A 1,364-nucleotide genomic window follows, 5' to 3' on the forward strand; every position below is an offset into this window, starting at 1 on the left:
AAAAAAATTTAAAAAATTCAAACTTCCTCGCAAAGCCAAACCCGCGAGTGCAAAAAAACCTAAATTTTTGGGATTTGAGTTCGTCCAAACAGACGATCTGCGCACCACACAAAGCGTCGAGAGTAAAATTTATACTTCATCTATCCGCAAGGAAGGGCTTAAATCCATAATCCTGCCCATAGCGCCGATAGTCATTATTTTGATATTCCGCTCGCAAATCGCAAGCATATTTCTATCTTTTTCGCAGATCCAAGACTACGTCAATCAAGACACGGTTTATATGGTGATGGATCTGCTGATTTTCCTTAGTTTTGCGCTATTTTATCTGCTGCCGCTTAACCGCGCGATAAACCTACTCTCCATAGCGACGCACGATCAATACCCGATGCGTCAAATGGCGAATTACAACGTCTTTATCATCCTGTGCGTCATCTCTACGATCCTACAGGATAAGAGCCTGGGGCTGGATGAGTTCGAGCAGATTTTTATCTGCGGTGTGATCGGATTTGGGCTCATTTCGTTTTATTATAAGTTCAAGGCTTTTGCATTTATGTTTTTCAAAACCGCAGGCTCGATCCTATTTGCTCCTGCGCTACTTGTGGAGCTCGCGGCTATTATTTTCATCGGCATCGGCGACCGCTATACTGGCGCGTCGATGAAATTTATGGAGCTTACGGGGCTATTTTTTGCGAGCACGGCGTGGAGGTACATCATAATTTTTATCGTTATGTCGCCGCTTTATTTCCTTGGATTTTGTATGCTAAGGCGGATTAAAAAATAATTTTACAAAATTTTACCGCAGATTTGGCTGCGATGAAATTTTACTACGATAGAATTCCACTCAAAATTTCATCACAAAATTTAGCACGAAGACAGAATTTAGCGGGGATTTGAAGTTTATCAAAGTAAAATTTTATCGCAATAAAATTCCGCAATTGTAGGCGCAGATCGCACGCCCTAAAGCAATATATGTCTTTTATATGCGTTAACGCACGCTTACAAAAATACACCAATACCTGCGAATTTCGATGCAATGTTCTCTTTTATTTGATAAAAGCCATAGTAATTTTACATCGCGTCTGTAAAATCCTACCGCTAAATTCCATCTTTAAATCTCGCGCGCTCAGCACATATCGACGCAGAATTTTATTCACGCAATTCGGCGCGAAATTCAAAGCTAAATTTCACATCGCATTCTACGGCAAAATTCCAAGACATAACTCTATCATAATAAAATTTTGCCAAAATAAAACTCTAATTGATGCCAAAGCCTAAGCGCGGATTTAAATCAAATTTAAAGCTACAAGCTCCACGCTACGCAGCTCTTAAAATTTCACTGCCCAAATTTTATCGCGTTTAAATTT

Annotated in this window: 1 protein-coding gene; it reads left to right on the forward strand. The window is 39.8% G+C overall.

Annotation, left to right across the window (positions count from 1 at the left end; translation table 11 throughout):
* Positions 1–781: hypothetical protein (locus Q0236_RS05260; RefSeq protein ID WP_297915799.1), on the forward strand; the 781-nt coding region annotated here is incomplete at its 5' end.
* Positions 782–1,364 lie beyond the last annotated feature (583 nt).

Source organism: uncultured Campylobacter sp., from assembly GCF_938031315.1.
Lineage (GTDB): Bacteria > Campylobacterota > Campylobacteria > Campylobacterales > Campylobacteraceae > Campylobacter_B.